We start from the raw sequence: 19,381 nt of genomic DNA, 5'->3' as shown, positions 1-19,381 counted from the left end.
AGGTCGGCCGTTATACTAACGCACCCCCTTGCCGGCCAAGACTCGTACGCATGTCCGCGACCCCGACCGTTCCGATCACCTTCCAGGGCCTGATCCAGACCCTGAACCAGTTCTGGGCACAGCAGGGCTGCGTGCTCATCCAGCCGCTCGACCTGGAGGTGGGCGCCGGTACCTTCCACCCGGCCACCTTCCTGCGTGCGATCGGTCCGGAACGCTGGAACGCGGCCTACGTGCAGCCGTCGCGCCGCCCGACCGATGGCCGCTACGGCGAGAACCCGAACCGCCTGCAGCGCTACTACCAGTACCAGGTGGCGATGAAGCCGGCGCCGGACAACATCCAGCAGCTGTACCTGGATTCGCTGAAGGCGCTGGGCATCGACCCGCTGGTGCACGACCTGCGTTTCGTCGAGGACAACTGGGAATCGCCGACGCTGGGCGCCTGGGGCCTGGGCTGGGAAGTCTGGCTCAACGGCATGGAAGTGACCCAGTTCACCTACTTCCAGCAGGCCGGTGGCCTGGAGTGCCGCCCGGTGCTGGGCGAGATCACCTACGGTCTCGAACGCCTGTGCATGTACCTGCAGAACTGCGACAACGTCTACGACCTGGTCTGGACCTACGGCCCGGACGGGCAACCGGTGACCTATGGCGACGTCTACCACCAGAACGAAGTCGAGCAGAGCACCTACAACTTCGAATACGCCGACGTGGACGAAATGTTCCACCGCTTCGATGCCTGCGAGCGTGAAGCGCAGAAGCTGGTCGAGGTGGGCCTGCCGCTGCCGGCCTACGAGCAGGTGATGAAAGCCAGCCACACCTTCAACCTGCTCGATGCACGCCGCGCGATCAGCGTGACCGAGCGCCAGCGCTACATCCTGCGCGTGCGCGCGCTGGCCCAGGCGGTGGCCAAGGCGTACTACGAGCAGCGCGAGAAGCTGGGCTTCCCGGGCGCGAAGAAGGCCTGACGGGCCGTCGGCACCCACCCGCTTTTCATCAACTACCCGGGGCGCCGGACGCGTCGCGCGCTGCGCCCCCACCACAGGATCGAACCGATGAGCCAACTGTCCCCCCTGCTGATCGAACTGGGCACCGAGGAGCTGCCGGTCAAGGCGCTGCCGGGCCTGGCCCAGGCGTTCTTCGACGGTGTTGTCGAAGGCCTGCGCACGCGCGGCGTCGCGCTGGAACTGGGTGATGCACGCCCGCTGTCGACCCCCCGCCGTCTGGCCGTGCTGCTGCCGGGCGTGGGCCTGGAACAGCCGGAACAGCACAGCGAAGTGCTGGGCCCGTACCTGAACATCGCACTGGACGCCGAAGGCCAGCCGACCAAGGCGTTGCAGGGCTTCGCCGCCAAGGCCGGGATCGACTGGACCGCGCTGGAGAAGACCACCGACAACAAGGGTGAGCGCTTCGTGCACCGCGCGGTGACCCCGGGCGCACGCACCGCCAGCCTGCTGCCGGAGATCCTGCGCGAGGCGATTGCAGCGATGCCGATTCCCAAGCCGATGCGCTGGGGCGACCACACCTGGGGCTTTGCCCGCCCGGCGCACTGGCTGGTGCTGCTGCACGGTACCGAGGTGGTGGAGGCCGAACTGTTCGGCCTGCAGGCCGGCCGTGTCAGCCGTGGCCATCGCTTCCACCACGACCAGCCCGTGTCGCTGGCCCAGCCGCAGGACTATGTTGAAGCCTTGCGCGCCGCCTTCGTGCTGGTCGACCCGCGCGAGCGCCGTGCGCGCATCGTCGCCGAGGTCGAGGCCGCCGCGGCCAGGGCCGGTGGCAGCGCCCGCATCACCGACGACAACCTGGAGCAGGTGGTGAACCTGGTCGAGTGGCCGTCGGCGGTGCTGTGCAGCTTCGAACGTGCGTTCCTGGCAGTGCCGCAGGAAGCGCTGATCGAAACGATGGAGATCAACCAGAAGTTCTTCCCGGTGCTGGATGCCGCAGGCACGCTGACCGAGAAGTTCATCGGCATCGCCAACATCGAATCGAAGGACGTGGCCGAAGTGGCCAAGGGCTACGAGCGGGTGATCCGCCCGCGCTTCGCCGACGCCAAGTTCTTCTTCGACGAGGACCTGAAGCAGGGCCTGGCGTCGATGGGCGACGGCCTGAAGACAGTGACCTACCAGGCCAAGCTGGGCAGCGTGGCCGACAAGGTGGCGCGCGTGGCCGCCCTGGCCGAAGTGATCGCACCCCAGGTGGGTGCCGATGCCGTGCAGGCCAGGCGGGCTGCCGAATTGGCCAAGAACGACCTGCAGTCGCGCATGGTCAACGAGTTCCCGGAGCTGCAGGGCATCGCCGGCCGCCACTACGCCGTGGCCGGTGGCGAATCGACCGAGGTGGCGCTGGCCATCGACGAGGCCTACCAGCCGCGCTTCGGCGGTGATGACATCGCGCTGTCGCCGCTGGGCAAGGTGCTGGCCATCGCCGAACGCGTCGACACGCTGGCCGGTGGTTTCGCCGCGGGCCTGAAGCCGACCGGCAACAAGGACCCGTTCGCGCTGCGCCGCAATGCGCTGGGCCTGGCCCGCACGATCATCGAAAGCGGCTTCGAGCTGGACCTGCGCGCGCTGCTGGCCAGCGCCAACGCCGGCCTGGCCGCGCGCAACGTGCAGGCCGATGTCGGCGAGCTGTACGACTTCATTCTCGACCGCCTGAAGGGCTATTACGGCGACAAGGGCGTGCCGGCCACGCACTTCAACGCGGTGGCCGAACTGAAGCCGGCCTCGCTGTACGACTTCGACCGCCGCCTGGATGCGATCGGCACCTTCGCCGCACTGCCGGAAGCCGAAGCACTGGCTGCGGCCAACAAGCGCATCCGCAACATCCTGCGCAAGGCCGAGGGCGACATTCCGGCGCAGATCGACCCGGCGCTGCTGCAGGAAGACGCCGAGCGCGCGCTGGCCGAAGCGGTCACCGCCGCCATCGACGACACCGGCGCCAGCCTGCACCAGAAGGACTACGTGGCCGTGCTGGCACGCCTGGCGCGCCTGCGCCCGCAGGTCGACGCGTTCTTCGACGGGGTGATGGTCAATGCGGACGATCTGGCGCTGCGTGGCAACCGCCTGGCGCTGCTGACGATGCTGGGCGAGCGCCTGGGCAAGGTCGCGGCGATCGAGCATCTGTCGAGCTGATGCCCGTATCGGTAGTGCCGGCCGCTGGCCGGCATTACCCCCGCGCACCGCATCGCCGGTGGATGTCCATCGGGGTCATTGCCGGCATCGCGCACGATGCCGGCATCCTCGCCTGCATTCACGATGATCGCCACAAAGGTGCGTATTTTGACCGCCACTTAACAACCGATCCCGAATGACGTGATGCATTTCGCATCGTCACCTTCGGTCGGTATGCTGTCCCGCATGCAGCCAAAGAAATACGCCCTGCCGCTGATGGTCCTGTCGTTGGCCGCCACTTCCGTGGTCCACGCGCGCGGCACCATCGACAAGGTGGACATCAAGGGATTGGACAAGGGCGACGACGCCGCAATCATCGAGAACATCCAGGAATCGCTGTCGCTGTACGACACGATCGGCAAGGAACAGGGCGAATCACGCCTGGAGTACCTGCTGTCGCAGGCCGAGCGGCAGACCCGCCAGGCACTGGAACCGTTCGGGTACTACAACCCGGTGATCAAGGTCGAGGCACCGCGCGAGGACGAACACGTGCGCGTGCTGATCCATGTCGACAAGGGCACCCCGGTGACCGTGCGCCGCGAGCACATCGACATCACCGGCCCGGCGATGTACGACCAGTACCTGCAGGATGACCTGGCCGCGTTCAAGCCGCGCAAGGGCCAGCGCTTCGAGCACACCCAGTACGAAGCCAGCAAGATCACCATCACCCGGCGCCTGGCCGAGCGCGGCTACTTCGACGCCGACTACACCCAGCGCCAGGTGCAGATCACCCGCGCCGACAACGCCGCCGACATCGACCTGACCTGGGACAGCGGCCGCCGCTACAACATGGGCCCGGTGCGCTTCCAGCAGGACTACTTCGTCGACAAGCTGTTCGATCCACTGGTCTACTGGGACCAGGGCAGCTACTACCACGAGGGCAAGCTGGACCGGCTGCGCGAGTCGCTGACCAAGCTGGACTACTTCAGCGTGATCGACATCCAGCCGCGCCCGGACCAGGCCGACGAGAACGGCGAAGTGCCGGTGGACGTGAAGCTGACGCGCGCCAAGCGCACCATCTATACCGCCGGCCTGAGCTACGGCAGCGAGAGCGGCCCGGGTGTACGCGGTGGCATCGAGCGGCGCTTCCTGAACAACCGCGGCCACAAGATGAACACGCAGCTGGACTATGCGCAGAAGCGCAAGAGCCTGGTCACCAGTTACCGCATTCCGGCCTTCAACTGGCTCGACGGCTGGTACACCTTCGCCGCCAGCGCGTACGACGAGCAGACCGACTACATCGATCTGCGCAACTTCAAGCTGATCGCCAGCCGCAGCGGCGAGATCAACGAGCACTGGACCGCGATCGCCTCGATCAACGCACTGCGCGAGCGCTGGCGCTACGCGTCCGGCACCGAATTCACCGACGCCGTCTACAACACCTCGACGCTGGTGTACCCGCAGATGGTTGCCGACTACGTCAACGTCGACGACGAGATGTTCCCGCGCAAGGGCATCAGCGGCGCGGCGACGGTGCGTGCCGGCGTGGAAGGCGCCGGCTCGGATACCAGCTTCGTGCAGGCCAACGCCGTGCTGCGCTGGTACATCCCGGTGGGTGAAAGCAACCGCCTGATCCTGCGCGGTGAGGGGGGTACCACCTGGACCAGCGACCTGGTGGCGATGCCACCGAGCCTGCGCTACTTCGCCGGCGGAGACCGCAGCATCCGCGGCTACGCTTACCGCGAAGTTGGTCCGCGCACGCCCAAACCCGACAAATATGCGCTGGGCGCAAAGAACCTGGTGATCGGCTCGGCCGAGTACGAACACTACTTCAATGGCGGCCCCTGGGGCGCGGCCGTGTTCGTCGATACCGGCAGTGCCTTCGACAACACCATTGACCTGCATACCGGCGTCGGCTTCGGCGTGCGCTGGAAATCGCCGGTGGGCCCGGTGCGGGTGGATATCGCGCACGGCCTGAACAATCCGGACTCGCAGTTCCAGCTGTACCTCAACATCGGAGCGGACCTGTGAGCACGCCCGCACCCACCCCGAACACGCCGCCGCCGCGCGTGCGTTTCTACCGCCGCCGCCGCTTCTGGGCGTGGTCCGGCGTGGGCGTGATCGGCCTGGTGCTGCTGGCGTTGCTGGCGGTGTACTGGCTGCTGCAGACCGTGGCCGGCCGCGATGTGCTGCTGGCCCAGGTGGTGGCGCGGCTGCCGGTGGGCGCCAGCTTCACCTGGGACAAGGTGGAAGGCCCGGTAGCCGGTCCGCTGACCCTGTACAACGTCGACTTCCGCTACGACGACATCCACTTCCACGCCGAGCGTGCGCACCTGGAGCCGGACCTGCGCCCGCTGCTGGGCCGCAAGCTGCTGCTGGACAAGCTGGAGCTGACTAACGCCACGCTGAACCTGGCCAAGAGTGACGAGCCGTTCAAGCTGCCATCGTGGCCGGATTCGCTGCCGCAGATCGAAATGCCGCTGGCGATCCAGGCCGATGCCATCGCCATCGACGGCTTCCGCATCAGCCAGGCCAACGAACCGGTGATCGACATCAGCCGGGTGCGCGGCGGCATCGAGATCGCCAATGGCGAGTTCCAGGCGCACAAGCTGGTCGTGGACAGCGACATGGGCAATTTCACCGCCCAGGGCCGTTACATTCCGGCCAAGGACTACGACACCGATGTGACGGTGACGGCGGTGCTGCCAGCACCGCGTGGGCGCACCGCTACGGTGGGCCTGGTCGCACGTGGCGACCTGTCGCACATGGAAGTGGCCGTAGCCGGGCGCGCGCCGAAGCCGCTGCACGCGATGCTGGTGTTCGATGGCCGCACCGACCCGAGCTGGAGCGCCCGCATCCGCAGTGACGAGCTGGATCTGGCGCTGTTGTCGCCAGCATTGGCGAGCTCGGCGATTGCGCCGTTGTCGCTGGACTTCACCGCCGCCGGCAAGGGCGGCAATGCCAACCTGCGCGGCAGGGTGAAGCAGGGCGACCAGGAGCTGGAACTGGCACCGTCGGTGGTGTCGCTGCAGGACCAGGTGCTGAAGGTCTCACCGCTGCTGGTGAAGGGCCTCGGTGGCGAAGCGCGGCTGGAAGGCACCGCCGACTTCAGCCAGGACGATCAGCAGAAACTCAATTTCTCGGTGGTCGCACGCGATCTGACCTACGTGCCGGCACCCGACCCGAACACGGCTGGCAGCGCACCGGTGCCGGTCACCCTGAAGGAAGCACGCTTCGGCCTGGCCGGTACCCTGAAGGCCTGGGCGGCTATCGGCCGTGCCGAGATCGAACGCGAGGCGCAGAAGGCGCAGCTGCAGTTCGACGTACGCGGCAATGACCAGGCCGCGTCGATCCACCAGCTGCAGGCGCAGACGCCGGGTGGGCAGCTGCAGGTGGAAGGCCAGGTGGCCTGGGCGCCGCAGCTGGACTGGGACGCCAAGGCCACGCTGAAGGACTTCGACCCCGGCTATTTCGTGCCGGGCTGGAACGGCCGCCTGTCCGGCAACCTGGCCTCCAAGGGCCGTCAGCTGCCGCCGCCGGCCAATGCCGCACCGGGCACGGCCGGCACGCTGGAAGCCACCGTCGACCTGCCGTCGCTGAAGGGCATCCTGCGCCAGCGCAACCTTGATGCACAGGGCAAGTTCGCGCTGCAGGGCGCGCAGGGCCAGGGTGACCTGAAGCTGTCGCTGGGTAGCAGCCGGGTGACCGCGTCGGGCAAGGTCGGCGACCGCCTCGACATCGATGCACGTTTCGAACCGCTGCAGCTGAGTGACCTGCTGCCGGGCGCCGACGGCGGCCTGCGCGGCCAGGTGCAGGTGAAGGGGCCGCGCGATGCGCCGGACATCACCGCCGACCTGGTCGGCAATAACCTCAACTGGGAGGGCTACGGCGCCGAGAGCGTGAGCATCAAGGGCCACCTGCCGTGGCGCGGCGACAGCGGCACGCTGGCGGTGCAGGGCCAGCAGGTCAACGCCGGCATGCTGCTGGAGCGCTTGAACGTGGATGCGCAGGGCAGTGTGTCCAACCTGCGCCTGGCTGCGCAGACCCGCAATGAGATGGGCGCGATCGAGCTGCAGGGCAGTGTGCGCCAGCAGGGGGCGCAGTGGCGTGGCGAGCTGGCCTCGCTGCGCATCGCACCGGTGAAGGGTGATGCGTGGTCGCTGCGTGCACCGGCGGCGTTCGCGATCAACGGCAGCACCTACACCCTGTCCGAAGCCTGCCTGGCCGCCGCCAGCAGCGGCGCGCTGTGCGCACAGGCCAACTGGCCGCGAGAAGGCCTGGTGCTGCGCAGTGACGCGCTGCCGCTGGCGCTGGTGCAGCCGTGGCTGCCGCCGCAGTCCGGCCGCCGCATCTACCTGCGCGGCGACGTCAGCCTGGACGCGCAGATCCGCCCGCGTGGCGCGGCCTGGGAAGGCCATGTGGAAGTGCGCTCGAAGGAAGGCGGCGTGCGCCTGGGCGAGAACCGCAACACCGTGGGCGATACCACCCGCGGCGAGCTGGTGCGCTATGACCAGTTCTCGCTGAAGCTCGACATGACCCCGGCCAGCATCAAGGGCTACCTGGGCATGGGCTTCCAGGGCAATGGTTTCGTCGACGCGAAGATGCAGACCGGCTGGGAAGCCAGCGCACCGCTGAACGGTGAGCTCTACCTCAACATGTCGCGGCTGTACTGGCTGGAGCTGTTCTCGCCGGACATCGTGCGCCCGACCGGCCTGATCGAAGGCCACGTCAGCCTGCGCGGTACGCGCGGGCAGCCGTCGCTGGGCGGCGACGCGCAGCTGAGCAACTTCAAGGGCGAATTCCCCGCGCTTGGCCTGACCTTCGACCAGGGCAAGGGCAGCTTCGTGGCCCAGCCCGACGGCTCGGCCAAGATCACCGCGCAGGCCAACTCGGGCCAGGGCACGCTGTATGTCGACGGCGGCCTGTCGTGGTTCGGTGATGCACAGCCGCTGCAGCTGAAGATCCACGGCGAGAACGTGCTGCTGTCCAACACCAGCGAGCTGCGCATCGTCGCCAACCCCAACCTCGACTTCACGTTGGCCAAGGCGGCGATGGAGCTGCGTGGCACCGTGCACGTGCCCGAGGCCGACATCGACCTGGAGCGCCTGGACCGTGGCACCTCGGTGTCCGAAGACGTGGTGGTGCTGGACCCGGCCGATCCGGAAGAGTCGCGCACCTCGCCGCTGGACATGGACCTGACGGTCAGCCTCGGCGACAAGGTGAAGATGACCGGGTTCGGCCTGAAGGGCGCGCTGACCGGCAAGATGCAGGTCTGGGCCAAGCCCGGCCGTGAAATGACCGCCAATGGCGGCCTGGAAGTGAGCGGCCGCTACAAGGCGTATGGGCAGGACCTGACCATCACCCGCGGCAACCTCACCTGGAACTACAACGCGGTGTCCGACCCGCGCATCAACATCCGCGCCGAGCGCCGGATCGGTGATGTCACCGCCGGCATCGACGTGACCGGGCGTGCGCAGCAGCCGCGCGCGGACGTGTGGTCCGATCCGGCGATGTCGCAGTCCGAGGCACTGGCCTATCTGGTGCTGGGACGCAGCCTGACCGGTGCCAGCAGCGACCAGGCGCAGCAGGTCAACGCGGCCTCGGCGGCGCTCTCGGCGGGCAGCGGCCTGCTGGCTTCGCAGCTGGGCGCCAAGCTGGGCCTGGACGACGCCGGCGTGAGCCAGTCGCGCGCGCTGGGCGGCTCGGTGATCGGTGTCGGCAAGTACATCTCGCCCAAGCTGTACGTCGGCTACGGCGTGTCGCTGGTCGGTGCCGGTTCGGTGATCACGCTGAAGTACCTGCTGCGCCGCGGGTTCGACGTGGAAGTGGAGTCGAGCACCGTGGAAAACCGCGGGTCGATCAACTGGCGGCGGGAGAAATAACCCGCTGCCCCTCAACCACCCTCTGTGTCGGGATCGGTCTGGCTGACAACGGCGAAGGAGGGGGCTGGCCTGCGCGGACGAGGCCCGTGCGTGAGCATGCCGTGCCCATCAAGCGCCGACGGTGGCTCGACGGGCGCTGGCGCGGACGCCGTCCGCGATGGGGTGCCTCCAACGAAAGGCGTCAGCATGAGGACGCCAGACACGATGACCACCGAGGCATGGATTGCCACGTGTTTCATGCTGGACGTGCTGATCGCGATAGGGCGAGCGGCATCACCGAGCAATGCCAGCGCCGCCAGAACGGCCAGCACGACGAGAGCGCCCAGCAGGCAGCGGACAATGGCCACCTGCATCTTCATGAGATTGAAGTGCCCGGGTTGGGATACCGCCATCCAGAAGGCGACCTGATCCGTGTCCAGTGGCGCCAGCGTGTCACGGACACCATGCACTCCCAGACGCTGCATCGTTTGCCGCATGATGCCAGCACGCCCGGGCACGCTGGCCGACAGCAGCGATTGCAGCCAGTGCCACGGTCGGGTCAAGCGTTCCATGCGGGCATGGGCCTCGGTTACGGACACCCGGTCATGCGGTCGGTCCAGGGCTGCGGTGAGGGCCGTGTGGTTGCGCGGCTGCAGCTGCCAGCGGCGATGCAGCAGGTTGCGCCGTGCGCGGACCCGGTAGGGATCGATATCAGCCCGGATCTCATCCCAGCAGAAGTATCGACCCAGCAGATCGAAGTTGGACTCGCACAGCGGCTGGCCCTGGTGCAGCAGCTGCTGCAATACCACGTCACCGATACGCGGCCTGTCGGCCAATGACCACAGCTCCGGGCGATGGGCCAGCCAGTGCTCGAAGCTGGCCGGGTCGGCGTCGCCGGCGGTGTTGATCAGCAGGCGCGCAAACCGGGGCAGGTTCAATGATGGCTCCACCACATCGTCCGGCATGTCGGTGTCGGGCGTGCATGGATGATGCAGCACCGGCATGTGGTCCATCGGCGAATGGCTGTCGTACGGCGCCGGTGGGCCGGGTGGGCTGTTGTCTGCAGGTGGCGTCGACAGCGCTTCTGCACTGCTTTCCTCCTGCCATTGCGTGCGGCTGCGTGCCCACAGCAGGGCCTGCTGGTAAGCCTCGTGCAGCGCCTGGAATGCCACCGGGTCTTCGTCCGGGCGTGCCGCGCGCAGTCTCTGCGCATAGGCGCGCTTGATCGCCTTTTCGTCGGCGCTGGCGTCGAGCCCGAGAGCGTCCAGTGCCCGGTTCACACGGTGTTTCCAGAAGCAGGAGGAGGCAGGTCGATCGACAGGCGACGGCACCTGTCACGCAGGAACCAGGTGGTCCATAGCAGCAGGACCAGGGCGCAGCCCACTTCGGGGACGAACATGCCGATGCCCGGTCCAATCAGGTTGCGCGGCCGGAATCCCCGGCCATCCTCGCGCCGGATCCAGCGTGCCGTCGCCAGAGCAAGGCCAGGGAACAGCAGCAACGTACCTTCCAGCCGCAGATCCAGGCCATGGACCAGGATCAGGCTGGCGAGGGCGATCAGCGGCGCTGGCAACGCCAGCAGCCATCCCCAGCGCGAAGGGGACAGATCCAGCGTCAGCTGGCGCAGCGCCCAACGGACATGGACCCACAGAGCGCCGGCCAGGGCGAGCAGGACCCCGAGCAGCACGCCGCCTATGCCGAGCGCGGCGGCGGTGCGCAGGTCACGCTGGGCAAGACTCATGAGAGTCGAGCCACCGGCAATCGCGAGCGTCAGGGCAGCCAACAGGCCGCCCCGCAGCGCATTGACCTGGCAACGCCAGCGGTTGGGACGGGAAACGTCGGCAAGGCTGCGCCAGAACTGCACCTGCTGCCGATCCCAGGCGGCGGGCAATGGCTCCTGGCCGCCGCGTTCCAGCGCATCCAGCAGCGCGTTGACCTCAATGATGTGCTCGGGCAGCTGCGCCTGCCAGAGGGATCGTCGCGCGTGCCATGGCTGCGACAGGTAGCGCAGGCAACGCGCAAGGGTGACCCTCCCCAGCCGCAGGCTGCCCTCCTCCTCCAGCAGCGCCGACAGCTCCGCCGCATTGCCGGATTCGGCAGCCCAGCGCCGATGACCGCGCGACTGGATCGATGCCAGCCTGTCCGGATCCACGCCATCGTGTACATCATCCCAGCCAAAGCAGCGTGCCAGCAGACCCATGTTGGCTGCGCTGACGCTGTTGTGACTGCGTGCCAGTTCATCCAGCAGCGCGTCGCCCACCAATGGCTTGTAGCGCAGCGACCACAGCACCGGCGTGGCCTCCAGCCAGGGGCCGAAGTCTTCAGGGGAAGACAGATGGGCCATGCGCAGGATCGTGTGCGCATGGCCCGATACGTGGACCGCTCCCTCCAGTTCCGCCACTGGTGCCGTGCGCAGCAGCACAGGCGTGCCGCGAGGTGGCCATGGAGGCGAGTACGAACGCGTTTCGGGCGGCGCCCATGCCACGTCTGCGTCGGGCGGCCAGGGTGCGATGTCGGTTGCATGCTCCGCCGGTTCGTCTTCGTCCGCGATATCGGCCAGCGCTTCCTGGCGGACCCAGTCCAATGCCGCCTGATAGGCCTCATGCAGGTGCTGGAAGGCGACCGGATCCTCGTCGGGTCGAGTCACCCGCAGGCGCTTTGCATAGGCGCGCTTGACCGCGCGCTCGTCAGCCGTTTGGTCCAGCTCCAGGACGTGCAGTGCCCAGCTCATGCATCGCGCTCGAGGGCGTCGAGTGCCTCGTCCAGCTGACGGCGATGACGCTCGACGGCAACGGCATCCTGGCTCTCCAGCACATGGCGGAAGCTGCTCAGCCACGACTGCAACTGTTCACGGTGATGGATGCGTTCCTCGTACAGGCGCTCGGTGCGGGCGATCACCGCGAGGTTGGGCTGGGCGTCACGCGGGTGGATCTTCAGCGCTTCCAGCGCGCGCAGGCGCTGCTGGATCTCTTCGGGTGACAGCAGCCCGGGATTCTGTTCCAGGATGAGCTCGTGGCGCCTGCCGGTGGCATCCTCGGTGACTTCGACCTGCAGCAGCCCGTTCACGTCGTAGGTGAAGCGGGCGGTGACGCTGCGTTCCTGCATCGGGACAGAATGGGTCAGCGGCACGGTCAGCTCACCGAGCTTGATGTTGCGATCCACCGTCGGGCTCTCGCCCTGGAACACGTCGATGCGGATGGCACTTTGCCGCTCGTGCAGCGGGTAGAAGCGATCCTCGCGGCTGACCGGCACCACGCTGTTGCGCTGGATGATCGGGTGGAAATAGCCGCTGCGCTCGCCACCGGCAGCATCCTGGCGGGACACCTGCGTGCCAAGCGTGTAGGGGCAGACATCGGTCAGCACGACTTCGCGCAGCGATTCGTCGCGCGCCTTCAATCCCGCTGCAACGGCGGCACCCAAGGCAATCGCCTGGTCCGGATGGACATGGCGCAGCGGCAGCCGGCCGAACATGCGGGTCGCAAGCCTGCTGACCATCGGCATGCGTACCGCACCGCCGACCAGGATGATGTCGTCCAGCGCCTCGGGCTTGAGCCGGGCGTCGCGGATCGCGCGCTCGATGGGCGCGCGCATGCGCAGCAGCAGTGGCTCGCAGAGCTGGGCGTAGCGAGCTTCATCCAGCTGCCACTGGCGTTCGCTGCCGGCCAGGGGCAACTGCAGGCTGGCAGTGCCGCTCTGGCTGAGTTCGCGCTTGAACAGTTCCAGCCGACGCAGCAGCTGCGCCTGCTCGGCAGCGGACAGGTCGCTGGCGGACGTGCCCTGGTCGGCGTGGAAGGCCTGCACGAGTACCTGCAGGAAATCCTCGCCGCCCAGGAAATTGTCGCCGGCGCTGGCATGCACTTCGACCACGCCATCGAACAGTTCCAGGATGGAGACGTCGAAGGTGCCGCCGCCCAGGTCCAGCACCAGCACGCGGCCTTCGCCGTCACGCTCCTGCAGACCATAGGCCAGCGCAGCGGCCGTGGGTTCATTGATCAGGCGCTCGACGCGGATGCCGGCCAGTTCGCCGGCGGCCCGGGTGGCCTTGCGCTGGGCGTCGGAGAAGTAGGCCGGCACGCTGATCACCGCTTCCTCCACCTTGTGGCCCAGGGCGGCTTCGGCGTCGGCCAGCAGCGAGCGCAGCACCATGGCCGAGAGCTCCTCGGGACGGAAACTGCGCTCACCCAGCCGGGTCTCACGGTCGCTGCCCATCCAGCGCTTGAAATGGGCCACGGTCTGCTGCGGATGGCTGACCAGGCGGTCACGGGCCGGCTGGCCGACCAGTACGGCACCATCGACGAGGCTGACCACCGAAGGGGTCAACAGCTCGCCATGGGCATTGGGGAACAGCTGCGGCCCTGCTGCCGTGTGCCTGCCGATGAGGGAATGGGTGGTGCCAAGATCGATGCCGACGATCATCTGCGAACGTCCGATGTGCAGAAAACGGCAATTCTAGGAGCGCGGCGCAGGCCTGACTATCGGGCGTTGCCCGACAGCGCCCCACGGGCTATGGTCCCGGGCTGTTCTGTCGTACCGGATTGCCTCATGTCACCACGCAAAGCCCTCCCCACCGCCCTGGCCCTGGGCCTGACCCTCGCCACCGGCGCCCACGCCGATGAAGGCATGTGGATGCCGACGCAGCTGCCGGACCTGGCCCAACCGCTGCAGGCCGCTGGCTTCAAGGGCAATCCGGCCGACCTGGCCAACGTCACCGCGCCGCCGCTGAGCGCCGTGGTGCGCGCCGGTGGTGGCACCGGTTCGTTTGTGTCCGCCGACGGCCTGCTGCTGACCAACCACCACGTGGCGATGGGCGTGATCCAGTACAACAGCTCGCCCGAGCACGACCTGATCGCTGGTGGCTTCATCGCCAGGGACCGTGCCGACGAGCGCCCGGCCAACCCGGACTTCCGCGTGCTGGTCACCGTCGGCTTCGACAAGGTGACCGACCAGGTGCTGGCGCAGGCCCGTGGCAAGACCGGCCGTGCCTACTTCGATGCCGTGGATGCAGCCAGCAAGCAGATCGTGGCCGAGTGCGAGAAGGACGGCAGCGTGCGCTGCTCGGTGGCCAACATGTACTACGGCACCGATTTCTACCGCATTGCCCAGCTGGAACTGAGCGACGTGCGCCTGGTGTATGCGCCGCCGCGCGCGATCGGCAACTACGGCGATGAGATCGACAACTTCATGTGGCCCCGCCACACCGGCGACTTCACCCTGCTGCGCGCCTACGTGGGCAAGGACGGCAAGCCGGCCGCCTACAGCAAGGACAACGTGCCCTACCAGGCGCCGGCACACCTGCAGATGTCGGTGGAAGGCCCGAAGGAAGGCGATTACGCGATGCTGGCCGGTTACCCGGGCATCACCTACCGCCACCGCACCGCGGCCGAATTCGCCGGCCAGATCGATACCGTGCTGCCGCGCCGCGTATCGGTGTTCCAGCAGATGATCGACACCATCGAGGCCGCCAGCGCCAAGGACGCGCAGGCGCGTACCCGCTACGCCTCGCAGCTGCAGTCGCTGAAGAACAACCGCAAGCGCGCCGCCGGCGAACTGGAAGGCCTGCTGCGCAGCGATGCGAAGGCCCAGCGTGCCGCCGACGAGACGGCCATGCTGGCTGCCACCGACCGCAGGTACCAGGGTGACATCAAGGCGCTGCTGGCCAACCTGTCGCAGGGTGCGGCGGTGGGCGAGCGTGACCTGCTGCTGGAGCAGATGGCCGCGCAGAGCCAGCTGCTGCGCTCGGCGCTGCTGCTGGAACGCCTGCGCATCGAATCGGCCAAGCCGGATGCGCAGCGCGAGAGCGGCTACCAGCAGCGCGACCAGGCGATGATCGAAGGGGTGCTCAAGCAGGTCCAGCGCCGTTACGCGCCGGAGGTCGAGAAGGCCCTGCTGACCACCCTGCTGACCCGCTACCAGCAGCTGCCGGACGCGCAGCGCGTGGCCGAGTTCGACGCGGCCTTTGGTCGTACCCCGCAGCAGCTGGCCAAGGCGCTGGACACCCTGTATGCCGGTACCCAGCTGGGTGAGGAAGCGCAGCGCCTGTCGCGCTTTGCCGCCGCACGCGAAGGCAAGGCACTGGCCGCCGATCCGCTGATCAGCGTGGCCGGTCCGCTGGTGGCCGCGCAGCTGCGCATCGAGAACGAGAGCAAGACCCGCGAAGGCGAGCAGCTGCGCCTGCGCCCGGCGTACATGCAGGCGCTGTTCGCCTGGCGTGCCAAGCAGGGCCGCGCGGTGTATCCGGATGCCAACCGCACCCTGCGCATCAGCTACGGCAAGGTCGAGGCGCTGCACCCGCGCGATGGCGTGACCTACTCGCCGGTGACCACCGTGGCCGGCATCGTCGAGAAGAACACCAACGCCTACCCGTTCGATGCACCCAAGCCGCTGCTGGCCGCCATCGCCAAGGGTGACTTCGGCAGCACCGCCGATCCGGCACTGAAGACCCAGACGGTCAACTTCCTGACCAACCTGGACACCACGGGCGGCAACTCCGGCTCGCCGGTGCTCAACGCCAGGGGCGAACTGATCGGCCTGAACTTCGACAGCAACTGGGAGTCGGTCAGCGCCAGCTGGTGGTTCGACCCGCGCTACAAGCGCGCCGTGCACGTGGACATGCGCTACCTGCGCTGGCTGCTGGCCAAGGTCTACCCGGCGCCCGAGCTGCTGAAGGAAATGGGCGTGCCGGCCCAATAACGCCGGTACCTGGCAGGCGCCCACCGCTTCCTGGTGGGTGCCCATTGATTCCCGGTAGGTGCCCACTGTTAGTGGGCACGGATGTCCCCGTCACGACCAACGGTCGTGACCCACCAGACGGACCAATGGTCGTGACCCACCGCCATGACCTACCCGCACGACCAGCGGTCGTGATCTACTGACCCCTGTCCTGACGGAAACGCACGCGTGGTCTCCAGCTGGATCCTGCTGCTGGTCTCGGTTGCCTATGCCGCGCTGCTGTTCGGCGTGGCGTGGTGGGGCGACCGTCGGCCGATGTACCCCGACCGGCCGTGGCTGCGGCCGGTGGTCTACAGCCTGGCACTGGCCGTGTACTGCTCGTCGTGGACCTTCTACGGCGCGGTCGGCACCGCCGTGCGCAACGGCGTGGGCTACCTGCCCATCTACATCGGCCCACTGCTGCTGCTGCTGTTCGGCTGGCGCATCATCGAGCGCCTGGCGCTGATCGCGCGCAGCCAGAACGTGGTCTCCATCGCCGATTTCATCTCCTCGCGCTTCGGTCGCTCGCGGCGGCTGGCGGCGCTGGTGGCGATCATCGCGCTGATCGGCATCATTCCCTACCTGGCGCTGCAGTACAAAGCGGTGGCGATGAGCCTGCAGGTGCTGACCGGCAACACCGGCCCGACCGGCTTCTTCACCGATCCCGCGCTGTACGTGGCGCTGCTGATGGCGCTGTTCGCCACCCTGTTCGGTACCCGCCAGGTCGATGCCACCGAACACCACCACGGCATGATGCTGGCCATCGCCTTCGAATCGGTGATCAAGCTGCTGGCGATGCTGGCCGTGGGCGTGTTCGCCTACCTGTGGCTGAGCAACCGCACCGACGCGGTGGTCGAGTCGGTGCATACGCTGTTCACCGGCCTGCCGCCGGTGGGCTTCATCTCGCAGACGCTGCTCAGTTTCCTGGCCATCATCTGCCTGCCGCGCCAGTTCCACGTGGCCGTGGTCGAGTGCGGCGATGTGCGCGACGTGCGCCGCGCGCGCTGGATGTTCGGCGGCTACCTGGTGCTGATCTCGGGCATGGTGCTGCCGATCGCCACCGCCGGCGTGACCCTGTTCGGCACCGGCGGCAGCGTCGCCGACGACTCGATGGTGCTGGCTCTGCCGCTGGCCGAAGGCCGCAATGCGCTGGCGCTGATCGCCTACGTGGGCGGCTTTTCGGCGGCCACCGGCATGGTCATCGTGTCGTCCATCGCACTGGCCACCATGGTCAGCAACGACCTGGTGATGCCGGTGCTGCTGCGTCGGAGCGGTGACCACCAGGAGGCCGCCGACGTCGCCTCGCGCGTGCTGTGGATCCGCCGCCTGGCGATCCTGCTGCTGGCGTTGATGGCCTACAGCTACTACCGCACCAGCAGCAACGACAGCACCCTGGCCTCGTACGGCCTGATGGCGTTCGCAGCGGTGGCGCAGTTCGCGCCCGGCCTGATCGGCGGCCTGTACTGGCGCGGTGCCAGCCGGCGTGGCGTCGAGGTGGGCATGCTGCTCGGCTTCGCCACCTGGCTGTACACCCTGCTGTTGCCGGCGATGACCATGGCCGGCTGGGTCGATGCCGCCTGGGTGCAGCACGGCCCGTTCGGCATTGAGTGGCTGCGCCCGCAGCAGCTGTTCGGCATGACCGGCTGGGATCCGCTGACCCATGGCACGTTCTGGTCGCTGCTGGTCAATGCGGCGACGATGATGCTGGTGTCCGCACGCTGGCGACCCGGCGTCGACGAGCGCCTGCGCGCTGCCCCCTTCCTCGACCCGTATGCCGAACGCCCGTCGGTGGCCGGCGGCTGGCCCGGCCACGTGCACGTGGGCGACCTGCTGGCACTGGCCTCGCGCGTGGTCGGCGAGCGCCACGCGCGGCGTTCGTTCTTCGAGCAGGCGCAGTCGCTGGGCCGCGAGCTGCAATCCTCGGCGCCTGCGGACCGGCCGTGGGTACAGTTCACCGAGCGTCTGTTGGCGGCCTCGATCGGCGCGGCATCGGCGCGCCTGCTGCTGACCAGCCTGCTGCGTGGCTCGGGCATGGACCTGGGCGAAGTGGTGGCGGTGCTGGACGAAGCGGGGCAGGAGCTGCGCTTCAACCGCGAGATCCTGTCGACCACGCTGGAGAACATCAGCGCCGGGGTCAGCGTGGTTGATCCGGACATGCGCCTGACCGCATGGAACCGCCGCTACCAGGACATGTTCGGCTACCCCGACGGCATGCTCTACGTGGGCCGCCCGGTGGCCGACCTGATCCGCTACAACGCCGAGCGCGGCGAGCTGGGCGAGGGCGATATCGAAGTGCAGATCAACCGCCGCATCGGCTACATGCGTGCCGGTTCACCGCACGTGTTCGAGCGCACCCGCAGCGACGGCAAGGTGATCGAGATGCGCGGCCAGGCGCTGCCCGGCGGCGGTTACGTGACCAGCTACAACGACATCACCGACTACAAGCACGCGGAAAAAGCACTGCTGGAGGCCAACGAGACGCTGGAACAGCGCGTGGCCGAGCGCTCGCACGAGGCCGAGGTCGCCCAGCAGTCGAAGACCCGCTTCCTGGCGGCGATCAGCCATGACGTGCTGCAGCCGTTGAACGCCGCACGGCTGTTTGCTTCGGCGCTGCGCGACAGCGACCATGTGAGCGACGAGCAGAAGCACCTGGCCGAGCGCGTGGATGCGTCGCTGCGTGCTGCCGAAGAACTGCTTGATGGCCTGCTGGACGTGTCGCGGCTGGATGCCGGTGGCCTGCACCCGGTGATCGGCGAGTTCGACGTGAGCGCGCTGATGCGCGAACTGGCCGCGCAGTACACGCCGGTCGCCGCCGGCCGTGGCCTGCGCCTGGACCTGTTCACGCGTCCGGCCTGGGTGCGCAGTGATCGCCGCCTGCTGCGCCGCGTGCTGCAGAACTTCCTGGCCAATGCGCTGCGCTACACCCGCCAGGGCCGCATCGTGCTGGCGGTGCGCCAGCGTGGCAACGAAGTGGAGCTGCAGGTATGGGATACCGGCCCGGGCATTCCCGAGCACCACATGCGGCAGATCTTCGACGAGTTCCACCGCTACCAGCAGCCGTTCGATTGGGGCGAACAGGGGTTGGGCCTGGGCCTGTCGATCTGCCAGCGCATCTCGCGCCTGCTTGACCATCGCCTCAATGCGCGCAGCCGGGTTGGCAAGGGCTCGATGTTCTCGATCATCCTGCCGCGGGTGGCGCCGCTGCCGGGCTATACCGAACTGGCCGCGCCGGTACAGGCCGCAGCCGCGCCGCTGCGCAGCGATTCGCTGGCGGGCCTGCGCGTGCTGTGCGTAGACAACGACGAAGAGATCCTCGACGGCATGCGCGCGCTGCTCGGTCGCTGGCAGGTGCAGGTGATTACGGCATCGACGGTGGATCAGGCGCTGGAGAAAGTGGCCGACCGGCCGCAGGTGATGCTGGTGGACTACCACCTGCACGACCGCATGGACGGCCTGGATGCGCTGGTGGCGCTGCGTGAAGCCGCCGGTTACCCGCTGCCGGGTGCGTTGTTGACCGCCGATGGCCGCGACGAACTGAAGCGGATGGCACGCGAACGCGGCTACCGCGTGCTGACCAAGCCGATCAAGCCGGCCTCGCTGCGCGCCTTCCTGGGCGCGCTGCGCGATGCCGGCAATAGCGATGCCTGATCGGCAATTGTAGAGCCGAGCCCGTGCTCGGCTCCCGAACGCATGGCGGCGCCGATATAG

Annotated in this window: 9 protein-coding genes; 6 read left to right on the top strand and 3 right to left on the bottom strand. The window is 67.9% G+C overall.

Annotated features, from left to right (window positions below; all coding sequences use genetic code 11):
- Positions 1 to 50 precede the first annotated feature (50 nt).
- The 4 genes from glyQ (at position 51) to VG561_RS18310 (ending at position 8,986) form a co-directional block, all read left to right on the top strand.
- Positions 51 to 962: a glycine--tRNA ligase subunit alpha gene (gene glyQ, locus VG561_RS18325; RefSeq protein WP_014648902.1), complete on the top strand. Its 912-nt coding sequence runs from the start codon at positions 51 to 53 to the stop codon at positions 960 to 962.
- An 87-nt stretch (positions 963 to 1,049) separates the two neighbouring features.
- A complete protein-coding gene (gene glyS, locus VG561_RS18320) occupies positions 1,050 to 3,125 on the top strand; it encodes a glycine--tRNA ligase subunit beta (RefSeq protein ID WP_142235021.1) in 2,076 nt (691 codons plus the stop codon).
- Positions 3,126 to 3,338: 213 nt separating this feature from the next.
- Complete coding sequence (locus tag VG561_RS18315; protein ID WP_049407641.1) at positions 3,339 to 5,135, top strand: autotransporter assembly complex protein TamA; 1,797 nt, start codon at positions 3,339 to 3,341, stop codon at positions 5,133 to 5,135.
- Positions 5,132 to 8,986 carry a translocation/assembly module TamB domain-containing protein gene (locus VG561_RS18310; RefSeq protein WP_423179859.1) on the top strand — a complete coding sequence of 1,285 codons (3,855 nt, stop codon included), beginning with the start codon at positions 5,132 to 5,134 and terminating at the stop codon, positions 8,984 to 8,986. Before VG561_RS18315 ends, VG561_RS18310 begins: the two co-directional genes overlap by 4 nt.
- An 11-nt stretch (positions 8,987 to 8,997) precedes the next feature.
- Here VG561_RS18310 and VG561_RS18305 read toward each other — a convergent pair whose 3' ends face one another.
- Genes VG561_RS18305 through VG561_RS18295 form a run of 3 tightly spaced genes read right to left on the bottom strand, consistent with a single transcriptional unit; the run spans position 8,998 to position 13,381 of the window.
- Positions 8,998 to 10,245, bottom strand: a complete 1,248-nt coding sequence (locus VG561_RS18305; RefSeq protein WP_111205389.1) for a heat-shock protein — start codon at positions 10,243 to 10,245, stop codon at positions 8,998 to 9,000.
- On the bottom strand, positions 10,242 to 11,696 hold the full coding sequence (locus VG561_RS18300; protein WP_230548429.1) for a heat-shock protein: 1,455 nt from the start codon (positions 11,694 to 11,696) through the stop codon (positions 10,242 to 10,244). Before VG561_RS18300 ends, VG561_RS18305 begins: the two co-directional genes overlap by 4 nt.
- Positions 11,693 to 13,381, bottom strand: a complete 1,689-nt coding sequence (locus VG561_RS18295; protein WP_046433293.1) for a molecular chaperone HscC — start codon at positions 13,379 to 13,381, stop codon at positions 11,693 to 11,695. Before VG561_RS18295 ends, VG561_RS18300 begins: the two co-directional genes overlap by 4 nt.
- A 126-nt stretch (positions 13,382 to 13,507) precedes the next feature.
- Between VG561_RS18295 and VG561_RS18290 the strand changes: the two genes are divergently transcribed.
- Positions 13,508 to 15,655 (top strand): S46 family peptidase, encoded by a 2,148-nt coding sequence (locus tag VG561_RS18290; protein WP_032957842.1) that lies wholly within the window; start codon positions 13,508 to 13,510, stop codon positions 15,653 to 15,655.
- Positions 15,656 to 15,862: 207 nt separating this feature from the next.
- Complete coding sequence (locus VG561_RS18285; protein WP_262093727.1) at positions 15,863 to 19,321, top strand: hybrid sensor histidine kinase/response regulator; 3,459 nt, start codon at positions 15,863 to 15,865, stop codon at positions 19,319 to 19,321.
- Positions 19,322 to 19,381 lie beyond the last annotated feature (60 nt).

The organism is Stenotrophomonas sp. CASM110 (genome assembly GCF_049384345.1).
Classification (GTDB): Bacteria; Pseudomonadota; Gammaproteobacteria; order Xanthomonadales; family Xanthomonadaceae; genus Stenotrophomonas; species Stenotrophomonas muris.
The sequence above is the reverse complement of the archived record's forward strand: the minus strand, read 5'-3'. Positions and strand labels throughout refer to the sequence as shown.

Coding starts and splice junctions, on each gene's coding strand:
- VG561_RS18300 (WP_230548429.1), bottom strand. CDS start 11,696: ATGAGCTGGGCACTGCACGTCCTGGAGCTGGACCAAACGGCTGACGAG.
- VG561_RS18295 (WP_046433293.1), bottom strand. CDS start 13,381: ATGATCGTCGGCATCGATCTTGGCACCACCCATTCCCTCATCGGCAGG.
- VG561_RS18290 (WP_032957842.1), top strand. CDS start 13,508: ATGTCACCACGCAAAGCCCTCCCCACCGCCCTGGCCCTGGGCCTGACC.
- VG561_RS18315 (WP_049407641.1), top strand. CDS start 3,339: ATGCTGTCCCGCATGCAGCCAAAGAAATACGCCCTGCCGCTGATGGTC.
- glyS (WP_142235021.1), top strand. CDS start 1,050: ATGAGCCAACTGTCCCCCCTGCTGATCGAACTGGGCACCGAGGAGCTG.
- glyQ (WP_014648902.1), top strand. CDS start 51: ATGTCCGCGACCCCGACCGTTCCGATCACCTTCCAGGGCCTGATCCAG.